Annotated in this window: 14 protein-coding genes and 1 riboswitch; of the genes, 6 read left to right on the top strand and 8 right to left on the bottom strand. The window is 69.9% G+C overall.

Annotated elements, in window-relative coordinates; translation table 11 throughout:
• Positions 1-56 precede the first annotated feature (56 nt).
• The 3 genes from gloA2 to ATSB10_RS06260 are packed head-to-tail and all read right to left on the bottom strand — an operon-like array spanning position 57 to position 1,458.
• A complete protein-coding gene (gene gloA2, locus ATSB10_RS06270; protein ID WP_063671342.1) occupies positions 57-467 on the bottom strand; it encodes an SMU1112c/YaeR family gloxylase I-like metalloprotein in 411 nt (136 codons plus the stop codon).
• A 5-nt stretch (positions 468-472) separates the two neighbouring features.
• Positions 473-775 carry a putative quinol monooxygenase gene (locus tag ATSB10_RS06265; protein ID WP_063671340.1) on the bottom strand — a complete coding sequence of 101 codons (303 nt, stop codon included), beginning with the start codon at positions 773-775 and terminating at the stop codon, positions 473-475.
• Positions 772-1,458, bottom strand: coding sequence for an MOSC domain-containing protein (locus ATSB10_RS06260; RefSeq protein WP_063671338.1), 687 nt, complete (start codon positions 1,456-1,458; stop codon positions 772-774). Before ATSB10_RS06260 ends, ATSB10_RS06265 begins: the two co-directional genes overlap by 4 nt.
• Positions 1,459-1,665: 207 nt before the next feature.
• Between ATSB10_RS06260 and ATSB10_RS06255 the strand changes: the two genes are divergently transcribed.
• The 3 genes from ATSB10_RS06255 to ATSB10_RS06245 all read left to right on the top strand — a co-directional run bounded on the left by ATSB10_RS06255 (position 1,666) and on the right by ATSB10_RS06245 (position 5,901).
• The gene (locus ATSB10_RS06255; RefSeq protein ID WP_063671336.1) at positions 1,666-3,540 is read left to right on the top strand and encodes a potassium transporter Kup; all 1,875 of its coding nucleotides are present in this window, start codon (positions 1,666-1,668) and stop codon (positions 3,538-3,540) included.
• Between the two features lie 115 nt (positions 3,541-3,655).
• A complete protein-coding gene (locus ATSB10_RS06250) occupies positions 3,656-5,194 on the top strand; it encodes an ATP-binding protein (RefSeq protein ID WP_236886506.1) in 1,539 nt (512 codons plus the stop codon).
• On the top strand, positions 5,191-5,901 hold the full coding sequence (locus ATSB10_RS06245) for a response regulator (protein WP_063671332.1): 711 nt from the start codon (positions 5,191-5,193) through the stop codon (positions 5,899-5,901). The genes ATSB10_RS06250 and ATSB10_RS06245 overlap by 4 nt, the downstream gene beginning before the upstream one ends.
• Here ATSB10_RS06245 and ATSB10_RS06240 read toward each other — a convergent pair.
• The 4 genes from ATSB10_RS06240 to ATSB10_RS06225 form a co-directional block, all read right to left on the bottom strand.
• Positions 5,898-6,239 carry a hypothetical protein gene (locus ATSB10_RS06240; protein ID WP_063671330.1) on the bottom strand — a complete coding sequence of 114 codons (342 nt, stop codon included), beginning with the start codon at positions 6,237-6,239 and terminating at the stop codon, positions 5,898-5,900. The genes ATSB10_RS06245 and ATSB10_RS06240 overlap by 4 nt on opposite strands.
• Positions 6,240-6,304: 65 nt before the next feature.
• Positions 6,305-6,880, bottom strand: a complete 576-nt coding sequence (gene pnuC, locus ATSB10_RS06235) for a nicotinamide riboside transporter PnuC (protein WP_063671328.1) — start codon at positions 6,878-6,880, stop codon at positions 6,305-6,307.
• Between the two features lie 2 nt (positions 6,881-6,882).
• The gene (locus tag ATSB10_RS06230; RefSeq protein ID WP_063671327.1) at positions 6,883-9,081 is read right to left on the bottom strand and encodes a TonB-dependent siderophore receptor; all 2,199 of its coding nucleotides are present in this window, start codon (positions 9,079-9,081) and stop codon (positions 6,883-6,885) included.
• Between the two features lie 63 nt (positions 9,082-9,144).
• Positions 9,145-9,243, bottom strand: a riboswitch (TPP riboswitch).
• A 56-nt stretch (positions 9,244-9,299) separates the two neighbouring features.
• Positions 9,300-10,436: a phosphotransferase enzyme family protein gene (locus ATSB10_RS06225; protein WP_063671326.1), complete on the bottom strand. Its 1,137-nt coding sequence runs from the start codon at positions 10,434-10,436 to the stop codon at positions 9,300-9,302.
• Between the two features lie 131 nt (positions 10,437-10,567).
• Here ATSB10_RS06225 and ATSB10_RS06220 point away from each other — a divergent pair, with 131 nt between their 5' ends.
• The gene (locus tag ATSB10_RS06220) at positions 10,568-11,470 is read left to right on the top strand and encodes an AEC family transporter (RefSeq protein WP_205631101.1); all 903 of its coding nucleotides are present in this window, start codon (positions 10,568-10,570) and stop codon (positions 11,468-11,470) included.
• A gap of 4 nt (positions 11,471-11,474) precedes the next feature.
• On the opposite strand, the gene ATSB10_RS06215 is transcribed toward ATSB10_RS06220, so the two are convergent.
• Positions 11,475-11,738, bottom strand: coding sequence for a hypothetical protein (locus ATSB10_RS06215; RefSeq protein ID WP_063671325.1), 264 nt, complete (start codon positions 11,736-11,738; stop codon positions 11,475-11,477).
• A gap of 43 nt (positions 11,739-11,781) precedes the next feature.
• On the opposite strand from ATSB10_RS06215, the gene ATSB10_RS06210 reads away from it, so the two are divergent.
• Together ATSB10_RS06210 and ATSB10_RS06205 are read left to right on the top strand one after the other, a co-directional pair.
• Complete coding sequence (locus ATSB10_RS06210) at positions 11,782-12,192, top strand: RNA-binding S4 domain-containing protein (protein ID WP_063671324.1); 411 nt, start codon at positions 11,782-11,784, stop codon at positions 12,190-12,192.
• Positions 12,193-12,283: 91 nt separating this feature from the next.
• On the top strand, positions 12,284-12,931 hold the full coding sequence (locus ATSB10_RS06205; RefSeq protein ID WP_063671322.1) for a response regulator: 648 nt from the start codon (positions 12,284-12,286) through the stop codon (positions 12,929-12,931).
• Positions 12,932-12,936: the final 5 nt, after the last annotated feature.

Raw genomic sequence — 12,936 nt, 5'->3', positions numbered from 1 at the left:
TCGCCTCGTGCTGAAACAAGAAGCCCGCCATCCGGCGGGCTTTTTGTTGGCGGGGCTCAGACGCCGCCGACCTCGTACAACTCCAGCGGCAGGCCGTCCGGATCGGCGAAGAACAGGAAGCGCCGACCGGTGTACTCGTCCACGCGGATCGCCTCGGTGGCGACGCCGGCAGCGTTGAGATAGCTCTGCCAGTCGGCCACGTCGTCCACCGCAAAGGCCAGATGGCGCAGGCCGCAGGCTTCCGGCCGGCTCGGCCGCGGCGGTGGCTTGGGAAAGGAGAACAGCTCCAGCCGGGTGCCGTCGGGCAGGGCGAGGTCGAGTTTCCAGCTGTCGCGTGCGTCGCGGTAGTGCTCGTCCAGCACGGTGCAGCCGAGCAGTTCCGTGTAGAAGCGCTTCGAGCGCGCGTAGTCCGAGCCGATCAGCGCGACATGGTGGGTGCCGCGCAGGGCCGGCCTCGCTGGCGTCATCACGCTCATGCACCGGCCACGTCGAGCGGCGCGAGCACGTGGACCTCGGGCGGCGCGGCCAGCCAGTCCGCCACGGTGGCGCGATAGGTGCGGTGGTGCGCGCTGTCGCGGTGCGCCTGCAGGGCGGCTTCGTCGTCATAGGCCTCCACGATGTGGAACACCGGCGAGCCGTCGGCGGCGGCGAACAGGTCGTACTGCCGGTTGCCCGGCTCGGTGCGGCTGCCGGCGATCAGCGGGCCGAGGGCACGGGCGACGTCGTCGCGGTGTTCGGGGCGGGCGGTCAGTCGCGCGATCACATGGATGCTCACGGTGCATCTCCGTTGTCGGGGGACAAGCCATCGGCATGGCGACGCGCCAGCCGCCGTTCGATCGAGCTACGCCACTCGGCGGACAGTTCCGGCACGGTCAGCGCGCGGGCCAGCAGCGCCTGCGTTGCCGGTTCGTTCGGGTGAAGGTAGGCGTGGAACAACGGGCGGATGGCAATCTGGCCCTGACCGCGGGCTACACGCTGCACCGGGTCGCCGGCCTCGATGATGCCCAGATCCAGCACGCGCAGGTACACCCCGCTGTGCAGCGAGTCGGCGAAGCGCTTCGGCAGGCTGGCATCGCCGAAGCGCAGGCCGAGCTTGAAGCATGGGACGCGCGGCTGGGTCACCACGAAGCGGGCCGAGCCGATGGCGAGCTGGTCGCCGATGCAAAGCTCGTTTTCGTCGAGTCCGGCGATGGTGAGGTTCTCGCCGAAGTGTCCGGGGACGAGATCGTCGCGACCGAGTTCCTGCTGCCACCAGTCGTAGTGTTCGGCCGCGTACGCGTACACCGCCTTGTCCGGTCCGCCGTGGTGGATCCGGTCGGCCTGGCCGTCGCCCTCCAGTTGTTCGGTCAGCACACGCACAGGGCCGTGCACCGCCGTCTTGAAGATGCCTGTGGAGACCGTGCGGTCACCGTGGGGCACGTCGCGGGGAAGGGCAACGCTGATGGTGGTCAAGTGCATGGGGTGCTTCTGGCAAAGGGTCTGGTATGCGGCGTCAGGATGCCGCAGTGCGGCAATTTTTACGCAGATTTTATGCCGACGCTCGAATCCGCCATCCCCTCGTTATGCCTGCCTGACGATAATACGCGGTGCGCCACGCAAGACGATGCCGGGCGGCGTCGTCGTGGTTTTGGGGTGCCGGACTGGCCGCCCCCGGGAGCTTTTGCAATGCAAGCTGTTTCTTCGCGCCGCATGGCCGCGCTGGCCCTCGGCGCCGTGGGCGTGGTTTACGGCGACATCGGTACCAGCCCGCTGTACACGCTGAAGGAAGTGTTCGGCCCCCACGGCGTGCCGGCCTCCCACGACAACGTGCTCGGTGCCCTGAGCCTGGTGTTCTGGGCGCTGATCATCGTGGTGTCGGTGAAGTACCTGCTGTTCATCATGCGCGCCGACAACAAGGGCGAGGGCGGCATCATGGCGCTGATGGCGCTGGCCCAGCGCTGCACCCGGGATCGTCCGCAGCTGCGCTGGGGCTTGGTGCTGCTGGGCCTGTTCGGCGCGGCGCTGTTCTACGGCGACGGCGTGATCACGCCGGCGATCTCGGTGCTGTCGGCGGTGGAGGGCCTGAAGGTCGCCACGCCGGAGCTGGCCCATTACGTGGTGCCGATCACCGTCGGCGTGATCCTCGGCCTGGGCTGGCTGCAGCGGCACGGCACGGCGCGCATCGGTGCGGTGTTCGGCCCGGTCTGCGCGGTGTGGTTTGTCGCCATCGCCGCACTCGGCGTGTCGGGGATCGCCCGCCATCCGGCGGTGCTGTACGCCCTGCTGCCGACCTATGCCATCGAGTTCTTCACCCACAACCATGCCGAGGCGTTCTTCGCCCTGGGCGCGGTTGTGCTGGCGGTGACCGGTACCGAGGCGCTGTATGCGGACATGGGGCATTTCGGCAGGGGGCCGATCCGGGTCGCCTGGTTCAGCTTCGTGCTGCCTGCGCTGCTGCTGAACTACTTCGGCCAGGGCGCGCTGGTGCTGATGGATCCGGCCACGGTGGCCAACCCGTTCTATCACCTGGTGCCGCGGACGTTGCTGTACCCGATGATCGGACTGGCCACCGCGGCCACGGTGATCGCCTCGCAGGCGGTGATTTCCGGCGCGTTCTCGATGACCCGCGAGGCGATGCAGCTCGGCTACGTGCCGCGCATGCGGGTGGTGCACACCTCGCAGGAGATGTCCGGCCAGGTCTACGTGCCGTGGATCAACCGCGTGCTGGTGGTGCTGATCGTGCTCGCGGTCGTCGGCTTCCGCTCCTCGGACAACCTGGGCTCGGCCTACGGCATCGCAGTGACCGGCACGATGGTGATCACCACGCTGCTGGCGCTCACCGTGGCGCGCATCCAGTGGCGCTGGAGCTGGGCGGCAGTGATCGCCATAGGCACCGGCCTGCTGGTGGTGGACCTGGGCTTCTTCAGCGCCAACATCATCAAGATCGAATCCGGCGGCTGGTTCCCGCTGGCACTGGGGCTGGTGGTGTTCCTGCTGATGACCACCTGGCGTCGCGGCCGCGAACTGGTGGTGCGCGAGATCCAGCAGGGCGGTCTGGCGCTGGCCCCGTTCATCGTGAACATGAGCGAGCACCCGCCGGTGCGCGTGGCCGGCACCGCGGTGTTCCTCACCGGCAACGGCAATGCCGTGCCGCATGCGCTGCTGCACAACCTCAAGCACAACAAGGTGCTGCACGAGCGCAACGTGATGCTGACGGTGGAGACGCTGGATGAGCCGGTGGCCGACGAGGACCAGCACATCGAGTGGACGCCGCTGGAAGGTGGCTTCGCACGATTGCGCCTGCGTTTCGGCTTTGCCGAGGATCCGGACGTACCGGCGCGGCTGGCCGAGTGCGCGCGCAACGGCATCCACTTCGACATGATGGACACCACGTTCTTCGTCTCGCGCGAGAGCATCGTGGCCGGCAGTCGGCGGCCGGGGATGGCGCTGTGGCGGGAGAAGCTGTTCGTGCTGCTGGCGCGCAACGCGATGCCGGCGACGGCCTTTTTCCGCATCCCCGGCAATCGCCTGATCGAGCTCGGGGCGCAGGTGGAGATCTAGCCGCTTGGCCGCGGATTCCGCCGATGACCGCGGGGTGACGGGCAGCACGGCGCGACCCCTCGCCGTCGGGCTGCGCGATGCACTAACGTGGGCCGGCATCCTTGGATCCGACCGCATGACCGACGTCTCGCGTCCGCAGCCACCACCGGCGTCCCGTCGGCTCGGCGACTACCTGTTCGCCACCGCGGTCGCGGTGCTGGGCTTTGCGCTGGCCTTCGTGGCGCAGCGCTACCTGTCGGTGGCGAACCTGGCGCTGGTGTTCCTCACCGCGGTGCTGGTGGTGGCGGTGCGCACGCGCATGACCGTGGCGGTCTACACCGCGCTGCTTTGCTTCGTCGGCTACAACTTCTTCTTCACCGAGCCGCGCTACACGCTGGCGATCGAGCGGCCGGACGACGTGCTGGCGGTGGGCTTGTTCCTGGCGGTCGCGCTGGTCTGCAGCCGGCTGGCGACGCGGCTGTCGACCCAGGTGGAAGGCCTGCGCGAGGCGCAGTGGCGCGCCCGTGCGCTGCTCGACCTCGGCAAGCGGCTGGCCGGTTGCGGCGGGCTGCAGGCGGTGCGCGACACTGCGGTGGTGACCCTTGCACGCACGCTCTCCGGCGGTGTCGTGCTGTTCGCGCCCGATCCGCGGGGGGCGCTGGCGGTGGTCGCCGCCTCGTCCGATGCGCCGGAACTCGGGCCGGACGAGCTGGCTGCCGCCAGCTGGGTCGCTGCCCATGCGCGTGCTGCCGGTCGCCACGAGGCGAACTTCGCCGGAATCGGCTGCTGGCTGCTGCCGGTCGACCCGTTGGCGCCGGCCGCGGGACTGGTGGCGCTGTCACTGACGGACGAGGACGACGGGCCGGACCTGCCGCGGCGCGAGCTGGCCCTGGCGATGCTCGCCGACATCGCGCGCGTGCTCGAGCGAGCGCGGCTGGCCGAGGCGCTGGAGCAGGCCCGTGTGCAGGGCGAGACCGAGCGCCTGCGCAACGCGCTGCTGTCCTCCGTCTCGCACGACCTGCGCTCGCCGCTGGCAGCGATGATCGGTGCGGCTGGCACCCTGGCCAGCTACGACGACCAGCTGGCGCCGGCCGAACGTGGCGAACTGCTGCAGTCGATCCTCGGCGAGGGACAGCGGCTGGACCGCTACATCCAGAACCTGCTCGACATGACCCGGCTCGGCCACGGCACGCTGAAACTGCAGCGCGACTGGGTCGATGCCGCCGAGATCGCGCTGGCGGCGATCGGCCGGCTGCGCCGCTATTACCCGGAGCAGGCGGTCGAGACGCATTTGCCGGAGGCGACAGTGCTGCTCTACGTGCATCCGGCACTGATCGAGCAGGCGTTGTTCAACGTGCTGGAGAATGCCGCGCATTTCTCCCCGCCCGGTGCGCCGGTGACGGTGGACCTGGCCGTGGATGGCGAGCGGCTGGTGATTCGCGTGGCCGACCGCGGACCCGGCATTCCCGAGGCCGAGCGCGCGCGCATTTTCGACATGTTTTATTCGGTCTCGCGTGGCGACCGTGGCCACAAGGGCACCGGCCTGGGCCTGTCGATCTGCCGTGGCATGATCGGCGCGCACGGCGGCTCGGTCGAGGCGCTGCCCGGCGAGGGTGGCGGCACCGTGATCCGCATCGTCCTGCCGCTGCCGCCCGCACCGGAGCCTGGCCCATGACAGCATCCGCACCGCGCGTGCTCGTGATCGACGACGAGGCACAGATCCGCCGTTTCCTCGACATCGGGCTGCGCGCCGAGGGCTATCAGGTGCTGCAGGCGGCCACGGCCGAGGAAGGCCTGGCACTGGCGGCCACGCAGTCGCCGGACCTGGTGATCCTGGATATCGGCCTGCCGGATCGCGAAGGCCACGAGGTGCTTGCCGAACTGCGCCAGTGGAGCCAGGTGCCGGTGCTGATGCTGTCGGTGCGTGACAGCGAGGCGCAGAAAGTGCGCGCGCTGGACAACGGCGCCAACGACTACGTGACCAAGCCGTTCGGCGTCCAGGAACTGATGGCGCGGCTGCGCGTGCTGCTGCGCAGCCGGGTGGCCGCGACGACCGCGCCGGACGCTGCACCGCGCTACGACGACGGCCGTCTGGTGGTCGATCAGCTGAGGCGCGAGGTGACACTGGACGGTGAGCCGGTGGCACTGACCCGCAAGGAATACGCCGTGCTGGCCATGCTGCTGCGTCATGCCGGCCGGGTGGTCAGCCAGCAACAGTTGCTGCGTGAGGTCTGGGGCGCGACCCACGTGCAGGACACCCATTACCTGCGCATCGTGATCGGGCGTCTGCGCCAGAAGCTCGACGACGATCCGGGCGAGCCGCGCTGGCTCAAGACCGAGCCAGGGGTGGGTTACCGCTTCCTGGCCCGGGATGAGACTTAGTCGCCGGTATCGTCCGTCCGCTTGCGGCGGCGGCGCGGTTGCGGCTGGGCGAGCAGGGACTGCAGGTAGGCGATGCCTTCCTCTTCCGGGAAGAACGCCACCACGTCGCCGACGCCCAACTGGTATTTCGCGCGCAGGGTGAGGAATTCCTCGCGGGCCCGGGCCATCCGCTCGGCCTCGGCGGCCTTGGTGCTGGGGCGGCCGCGACCGCGCTTGACCGGTGTCGGCGCAGGGGCCGGGACGGCCGGTGCCGGTTCGGGTTTCGCCGTTTCCCTGGCCTGGTCCAGTGCGGCCAGTTCGGCCTGGAACTGTCGGAAGTCGTAGTTGCTCGAAGCCATGTCCAACGAAAAAGGAGTGCGGGCGGGAGGCGCCATCTTCGCATGCCCGGCGCGTGGGCGCCGGCTCAGACCGCGACGACGGGCACCTCGCCACGCGCCTGCTGCCACTCGCGCAGCCCCATGATGGCCAATACCACGAAGCCGGCGTACAGCACCGAGGTGATCAACAGGTCCTTGTAGACGTATTCGCCCACGTAGATCACGTCGACCAGGATCCACAGCCACCAGGCGGCCAGGTGGCGGCGCCCCTGCCACCACTGCGCGACCAGGCTGAAGCTGGTCAGCGCGGCGTCCAGCCAGGGCAGGGCGGCGTCGGTCCAGCGATGCATGGCGTAGCCCAGCGCCAGCGCACCGGCCACGCCGAGGACGGTGTGCCCCACCGCCTCGCCGAACGGCAGCGGCGCCACCTGCACCCGGCCGTCGTCGTCGAGGTTGCGCCGCCAGCGCTGCCAGCCGTAGACGATCAGGCCGGCGAACGCCAGCTGCAGCAGGGCATCGGAGTAGAGCCTGGCATCGACGAAGATGCCGCCGTAGACCAGCACCGAGGCCAGGCCGACCGGCCAGCACAGCGGCCGCCGGCGGGCGGTCAGCCACACCGCCCAGGCGCTGATCACCGCTCCGGTCAACTCGACCCAGGACATGGTCAGAACCCGACCGTGACCGACAGCCGCGCCAGCCGCGGCGCGCCGGGGAACAGGTAGGTGTCGCCGTAGGCGCCGCCGGTGTCGCGCCAGTAGAAGCGGTTGAACACGTTGTCCACGCTCAGGTGCCAGGCCATCGGGTGGCCGTCCCACGCCGTGGCGTAGCGCAGGCCGGCGTCGAACACGTTGTATGCCGGAACGCGGACACGGCCGTCCGGCGTGGCCGGATTGGCGCTCGCGTAGCGCCAGCCGGCCAGCAGGCCGACCGCGTGCGCGAACGGCAGCCGGTAGTCCAGGTACACCGAGGTGCGCAGGCGTGGCACGTTGATGATCTGATGGCCTTCGTAGGCCGGCGTTCCGCTGTGGCTGGCGCGGGCCTGGATCAGGTTCGCGCTGGCGGTGAGGCGCAGGTCATCGCTGATCCGGCCGTCGGCGCCCAGCTCTAGGCCGGTGTGTGCTTCCTGGCCGCGCTGCACGAAGGTGAAGCCGGCCGCCGAGTGGTCAGGCTGCGCGAACTGGTAGGGCTGGCGGATGCGGTACAGCGCCGCCTGCAGGCTCAGCGTGTCGCTCCAGTCGTACTTCACGCCGGTCTCGATCTGCCGCGAGTGCACCGGGGCCAGCATCTGGCCGCCGTTGCTGGTCCAGTACGGCGCCTCGGCGCCCAGCGCGAGGTTCTCGCTGTAGCTGGCATAGACGGTCAGCGGCGCGGTCGGCTGCCACATCACCGCCGCCTGCGGCAGGGTCCTGCTAAGGCGGGTATCGCGCTGGAGCACCTGGCCGCTGCTGTCCCACGCGCGCTCGTGCAGGCGTACGAAGCGGGCGCCGGCCAGCACCTGCCACTGCTCGCCGAGGTGGATGCGGTCGATGCCGAACAGTGCGCGTTGCCAGCTGCTGAAGGTGCGCGCGGACGGGCCGGGCTGGTTCGGCGAAGGCGCGAAGTACGGCGGGATCACCTGATCGATGTTGCCGGTGCCGACGTAGTCGTAGACGTAGGGCCGCTGGTCCAGCGTGCGGCGGAAGGCGCTGGCACCGAGGCTGACTTCATGGCTGATGCTGCCGGTATCGAAGCCACCCTTGAGCACCGCGCGCACCTCGTCGTTCTGGCGGGTGTCGCCCGGGCTGCGGAAATCGTAGATGTCGTAGTCGCCGTTGGGCGCGAAGAAATTCCCCGGGTACTCGCCGGTGGCGCACTGCGGCGCGTAGAAGCAGCCGTAGGCGAAGGCGACGTTGTCGTTGATCACGGTGTGACTGTGGCCGGCCGAGAGCCGGGCGCTCCAGCGGTCGCTGAAGCGGTAGTCGAAGCGCGCGGTGGTGTTGCTGGAGTGGATGCCGACCGGCTGCTGCCACGGCTCGTAGCCGAGCAGGCGGGTGTTGCTGGGATGCGCCGGGATCGTCGTGCCGCCGAGCAGCTGGTAGCCCGACACCGAGCGCTGGCCGCTGGTCTGGTAGTCGGTGTCGAGCTGAAGCGTGGCGCGGTCGCTGATCTTCCAGTCGGCGGCCAGCGAGAGAAAGCTGCGCCGGCCCGGCGTGTGCTGGACGTAGGAGTGCATGTCCTCGTGCGCGGCGTTGACGCGCAGGCCGAAGTTCGGGGTCAGCCAGGCGCCCATGTCCACCGCGGCGTAACGCGAGCCGTGCGAGTCGGTGCCCAGCGTGGCAGTGCGCACGTCGGCCGGGCGCTTGGTGACGTAGTTGACGATGCCGCCGGGCGCGATGATGCCGGCCTCCAGCCCGCCCAGGCCCTTGAGGATCTCGACCCGCTGCTTGTCCTCCAGCGGCGTCAGCTGCTCGCCGTTGATGGTCATGTCGTTCATGCGGTAGGCGGTGGCCAGGTCGAGCACGAAGCCGCGGATCGCCAGGTCCTGGTAGTAGCCCACGGGCGCGTAGTTGTCGCCGACCGAAGCGTCGGTGCGCACCAGCTCGCTGAGCGTGCGCGGCTGGCGGTCGTCGATCAGGTCGCGGGTGATCACGGTGACCGAGGCCGGCGTGTCGTGCAGCGGCGCGTTGCCGAAGCTGCCGAACGTGTCCACCTGCGAGCTGTCGGCGTGATAGCCCTTGTCGGCGTCGGCGGTGACCTGCACCGTCCCGAGTTTCTTCGCCTGGGCCGGGTCGTGGCCGGCGTCGTCGGCGGCGCGGGCGCACAGCGGCGCGATCGCCAGGGCGGCGAACAGGGCGGTGGCAAGGGGCGTGCGGTGCAGGGTCATGGTCGTCGTCGTCTCGAAGGGGCGGGACGAAGCGACGGCGCAACCACGACGCACGGACGTGCGTCATGGTTGCTGCAAGCTCCCTACGCCGGTGCGAACCGGATCAGGTTCCAAGGGACTCTCTCAGCCCGGCCGTTCGACCGGGCACCCCCGCTTCAAGACCGCTATTGAAACATGAAAGCCCGTGCGATGGGGAGCCGCGCCGATGGCGGCCCCGCTCAGTGCGCCTCGCGGATCGCCGCCAGCAGGTGCTGTCCGTGAGCGCCCTCGAACCACGCAGCATGGCCGATCAGGAAGGTATCGTAGGCCACGTCGGCCGCGTGCGCCGAGCGGGTGACGCCGTGGAAGTACTCCACTTCCGACAATGCAAAATCCACGTGCACCACCGGCAGCAGGTCGGCGAGCAGGTGCAGCTCGTCGGCGCCGAGCGGGAGTTCCGCGCGATAGCCGGCGATGAGCGCCCGCGCGATATCGGGGCGCGCGGCGGCGTTACCCGCATCGAGCGCCAGCCAGGCGATTGCGTTGCGCTCGATGGCGGTGGCCAGGTCGAACAGGGCGAAGTTGGCTGCGGCCAGTCCGAAGTCGAGCACGCAGGTCACCTCGGCGTCGTCACCGGCACCGCTCCAGCACAGGTTGGAGACGTGCCAGTCGCCGTGCGTCCACAGCCGCGGCTGCCGCGCCAGCGCCGGCTGCGATGCCCGCCAGGGCGCGAACAACCGCTCGAGGTCGCGCGGCCAGTCGCGGCGCGCGAGGTAGTCAGCCAGCGCGGGGCGCTGCGGCAGCTGCGCCTGCAGCGTGGCCACCGGATCGGCGGCCGTCGCCAGCTCGCTGCGTGCGACCAGGATGTGTGTCCCGCGCTGGGTCGCGGAATGCCCGGCGGAGGCCCCGTGCAGCCGGGCCAGCATGCGGCCTGCGGTGCGCGCATGGGCGAGCCGGTCGGGCGGCTGCCACGACATCGTGTCGCGATAGAGGTCCTCGCCGCGGGCGGCGGTGTGTACCTCGTAGGTCCAGTCGCCGTGCGCGAGGGCGGTGCGGCCGTCGCGGTCGGCGAGCAACTCGACCACCGGCAGTCCGTGGCGCTTCAGGTGCGCCAGAAGGGCATGCTCCTCGGCCAGCGTGGCGGCCCCGCGCACGCTCACGTGGTGTCGCTTGACGAAGACGGTGCCGCCCCGCGCGGTCTCGACCAGGCCAGCGGCGGACAGCGGGCGCGGACTGTGCCAGAGCACGCGCCGCAGGCCGCCGGCCGCGGGCATCGTGGCCAGCACGCCGGTCAGTTCCGGCTCGGCGAGGGCGGGCCAGTCCGGTGCGATCTCGTCGCCGGCCAGGCCATGCACGCGGTGGGTGGGGTCGGTCATCTCGGGGCACGGATCCGGGGCGGCGGGGCGCCGATTATCGCCGATGCGCCGGCGCGACCTTGGTCCGGCTTCCCTGACTCATGTTGCATCGCGTCTAATGGCGCTTTGCGTTGCGTGGGCCGTCGCCGCCGATGAGTGCGTTGCTGTTGCTGTTCGTGTGTCTGGTGCTGGGCGCCCTGGTGGCGCGCTTCGCCCGTCCGCCGGCCGGGATCGTGGCCGGGCTGAACTGGTGGGTGCTGAACATCGCGCTGCCGGCGCTGGTGCTGGCGATGATCCCGCGCGTGCACTTCGACCGGCACCTGTGGTTTCCGGTGGCGACGATGTGGGTGACCTTCTTCGGGGCCTGGCTGCTGTTCGCGCTGCTGGGACGCCTGTTCGGCTGGTCGCGCTCGCGCATTGGCGCGCTGACCCTGGTGTGCGGCCTGGGCAACACCTCGTTCATGGGCTATCCGATGGTGCAGGCGATGCACGGACAGCCGGGGCTGGCGCTGGCGGTGGTGTCCGATCAGCTCGGCTGCTTTCCGCTGCTGGCCGCCGGCGGCATCGTGGTGGCCTCGCTGTACTCCGGACGGCAGCCCAGCGTGGCGCTGGTGGTGCGCCGGATCGCCACTTTTCCGGCGTTCATCGCGCTGCTGGTGGGCATCGTCGCCGGTCTTGCCGGCGGCTGGCCGGGGACGCTCGATCACCTGTTCCTGCAACTGGGCCAGACGCTGACGCCGCTGGCGCTGTTCTCGGTCGGCCTGCAGTTCAAGCTGCACCTGCACCGCGACCAGCTCGGCGCGCTGTCCAGCGGGCTGGCCTGGAAGCTGGCGCTCGCGCCGCTGGCCGGATGGGGGCTGGGCATGCTCGCCGGCGTCACCGGCCTGACCCTGGTGGTCGGCGTGCTGCAGGCGGCGATGGCACCGATGATTTCCGCGGCGATCCTGGCCGACCAGTACGAACTGGAACCGCGCCTGGCCAACACCGTGCTGGGCGCCGGCATCGTGCTGTCGCTGGCGACAGTGCCGCTGGCGAACCTGCTGATGGGGGGCTAGCGGTTCAACGGCGCATGCCCAGCTCGCGAGCCCGTTGCTCGACCGCTTCCTTTGCCTGCTTCAGGCCGCAACCGGTGCGGTCCCGGTACCGCTTGATCGCCTCGATGATCTTGTTCGCGCGGATCGCGGCGTCGACGGCCTCGTCGTCGATGCGCGGCGGTGCGGGCCGGCTGGTCGGTTTCGCTAGCCGGTAGATCGACCGTGCCAGCATGAAACCGGAGACGAAGGCGATGCCGGCCATGATCCAGGATTGCAGGGTCGGGTCCATGCGGGCTTTTCCTCGGTGCGGTCCGGTCGACCATAATGCCGTCATGAGCGAAGCGAAATGCACTCCGGCCGACGACCTGCGCATCGACGTGTGGCTGTGGGCGGCCCGGTTCTTCAAGACCCGAAGCCTGGCCAAGCAGGCGGTCGGCGGCGGCAAGGTCGAGCTCAACGGTGGACCGTGCAAGGCGGCGCGGCCGGTGCGCGTGGGTGACCGCATGATCGTCCGTCGCGGTGAGGAGACGATGGAAGTCGAAGTGCTGGGCCTGTCGGGCCAGCGCGGTCCGGCACCGGTGGCGCAGGCGCTGTATCGCGAGAGCGAGGCCAGTCGCGTTGCGCGGGAGGCCGCACGCGCGAATCGTCGTCTGATGCTTGCGCCACGGCCTGTCGGGCGGCCCGGCAAGCACGATCGCGCCGATCTGCGTCGCCTGAAAGAGGCTGGATCCAACCAGGACTGAATTGCGGATGCAGGCCGTCGCCTGCACGCGACAATTGCTTCCCGGGCAGCAGGCGCCGAGACTAGGCGCGAGTATCGAGGGGAGGGTCACCATGTCAGGCTTCGATCTGTTCAAGCGCCTGCTGGGCACCGAGCGCCGCCAGCACATGCCCCGCACGCAGGCCGTGCGGGGCACGCGCATGCTGGTGGTGGACGATTCGCCGACCATCCGCGCGGTGCTGGGCAAGATGCTCACCCAGGACGGTTACGTGGTGTCGAAGGCTGGCGACGGCGAGACGGCGCTGCGCCTGGCTCGCGAGGAGAAGCCCGAGCTGATCTTCCTCGACATCGTGATGCCGGGCATGAACGGCTTCGCCGTGCTGCGCGCGTTGCGCCGCGAGCCGGACACCCATGGCATTCCGATCGTGATGATCAGCGGCAACCTGCAGGCGACCGAGCAGTTCTACGTGCAGCGCTTCGGTGCCGACGATTTCATGAAGAAGCCGTTCGGCCGGGCTGAGGTATTCGGCCGCATCCAGCACCTGGTCGAGGCGGGCCGTTTGCCCGCGCGCGACCCGGTGCTCGATCCTCCGCAGGATCTGCCGGTGGACTCGGCCATCGACAGCAGCATCCCGGATGTCGCCCTGCCGGATGCCGACGATCCGCACATGGTCACTCCCGTGTTCACCGGGGCATTGGACCCGCACGTGGAAGAGCCTACGACGCAGGTGCCTGCCGACACGGCGCCCACGCGTGAGTGAACCCG

The organism is Dyella thiooxydans (genome assembly GCF_001641285.1).
GTDB classification, from domain to species: domain Bacteria; phylum Pseudomonadota; class Gammaproteobacteria; order Xanthomonadales; family Rhodanobacteraceae; genus Dyella_A; species Dyella_A thiooxydans.
The sequence above is the reverse complement of the archived record's forward strand: the minus strand, read 5'-3'. Positions and strand labels throughout refer to the sequence as shown.

Bases quoted from the DNA above. Each gene is read 5' to 3' on its own strand.
- ATSB10_RS06215 (WP_063671325.1), bottom strand. From the start codon at position 11,738: ATGGACCCGACCCTGCAATCCTGGATCATGGCCGGCATCGCCTTCGTC.
- ATSB10_RS06205 (WP_063671322.1), top strand. From the start codon at position 12,284: ATGTCAGGCTTCGATCTGTTCAAGCGCCTGCTGGGCACCGAGCGCCGC.
- ATSB10_RS06240 (WP_063671330.1), bottom strand. From the start codon at position 6,239: ATGGCTTCGAGCAACTACGACTTCCGACAGTTCCAGGCCGAACTGGCC.
- ATSB10_RS06255 (WP_063671336.1), top strand. From the start codon at position 1,666: ATGCAAGCTGTTTCTTCGCGCCGCATGGCCGCGCTGGCCCTCGGCGCC.
- ATSB10_RS06250 (WP_236886506.1), top strand. From the start codon at position 3,656: ATGACCGACGTCTCGCGTCCGCAGCCACCACCGGCGTCCCGTCGGCTC.
- pnuC (WP_063671328.1), bottom strand. From the start codon at position 6,880: ATGTCCTGGGTCGAGTTGACCGGAGCGGTGATCAGCGCCTGGGCGGTG.
- ATSB10_RS06220 (WP_205631101.1), top strand. From the start codon at position 10,568: ATGAGTGCGTTGCTGTTGCTGTTCGTGTGTCTGGTGCTGGGCGCCCTG.
- ATSB10_RS06210 (WP_063671324.1), top strand. From the start codon at position 11,782: ATGAGCGAAGCGAAATGCACTCCGGCCGACGACCTGCGCATCGACGTG.
- ATSB10_RS06230 (WP_063671327.1), bottom strand. From the start codon at position 9,081: ATGACCCTGCACCGCACGCCCCTTGCCACCGCCCTGTTCGCCGCCCTG.
- ATSB10_RS06245 (WP_063671332.1), top strand. From the start codon at position 5,191: ATGACAGCATCCGCACCGCGCGTGCTCGTGATCGACGACGAGGCACAG.
- gloA2 (WP_063671342.1), bottom strand. From the start codon at position 467: ATGACGCCAGCGAGGCCGGCCCTGCGCGGCACCCACCATGTCGCGCTG.
- ATSB10_RS06225 (WP_063671326.1), bottom strand. From the start codon at position 10,436: ATGACCGACCCCACCCACCGCGTGCATGGCCTGGCCGGCGACGAGATC.
- ATSB10_RS06260 (WP_063671338.1), bottom strand. From the start codon at position 1,458: ATGCACTTGACCACCATCAGCGTTGCCCTTCCCCGCGACGTGCCCCAC.